1 protein-coding gene is annotated in these 932 nt (G+C 38.7%); it reads left to right on the forward strand.

Annotated elements, in window-relative coordinates:
* Positions 1–300: 300 nt before the first annotated feature.
* On the forward strand, positions 301–891 hold the full coding sequence (locus ACS8FD_RS17720; protein ID WP_439261579.1) for a DUF6231 family protein: 591 nt from the start codon (positions 301–303) through the stop codon (positions 889–891).
* The last annotated feature ends 41 nt before the right edge of the window (positions 892–932 follow it).

The raw sequence follows: 932 nt of genomic DNA on the forward strand, positions 1-932 counted from the left end.
TGATGATTTGCGCATCGGTTTCAGAGACAGACATAAAGATTCCTATTATTTGGGATGTTTACATTTTAGGTAATGGTTGTCAGTATAGTGAGCATGGCTATCGAATAAAACTATAAGATAAGTTGCATCCTATATTTACAAAGTATTGTAATTGCATAAATATTGTATAGTGGTTAATTATACTGCTAGATTGGCTTAATCTACGAAATTTCAAGCGTAAAACGGTTTTAAGATCAGTCGCCAAACTTTATGTTTATCCCTTATAATAAAACTCATTTATTTATCAGCTGGCACTACTTCATGACTGACCTCTCGGCAAACACACCTGAACTTGATATGACGGCTCTTACAATATTGCGCGAATATATCGAGGTACTGTTACCCACCCTTGCAGATTCGAATGATAAAAAAACAGATGAAGACAGACAAAAGACGTCTCAGTTGTTATGGATAGCTGAAGATCAAAAAATGATAGCTGAGTTGAGGACGCAGTTGAGTCTGAACGACGATGAGACCGACACTTTAGTTCATTTAACTACATTGCCAGCACTAAATACGAAGCAGCTATCACAGCGCTATCAGCTGGCCTGCTTTTGGCTACCCAATCTATCATCAGACATATTGCAAGCTTCTATTCCTTTGCTCATGCGCTACCGCGACCTCTACGCTGCTCACCTACTTATCGTCCTTGATAGTACTTTAGATCTACGAGCTTACGGATTTACGCCCCTTAACCTTTTAGGTGACACTCGCTTGCCTAACTCATCTTCAAACTTACCAGCATCGTTAACGCTATGGCAATTTAATTTGTATGATTATAAAAAGCTGCCAAATTGGTTGAATGCAGACTATTGGGCCAACCCTGATAACTGGGATAAGCATCGTTGGTAATAGCGTCGTAGTAGCATAAATTAACAAATTACTGATTCTCA

It is taken from the genome of Psychrobacter sp. 1U2 (assembly GCF_051847575.1).

Coding starts and splice junctions, on each gene's coding strand:
- ACS8FD_RS17720 (WP_439261579.1), top strand. CDS start 301: ATGACTGACCTCTCGGCAAACACACCTGAACTTGATATGACGGCTCTT.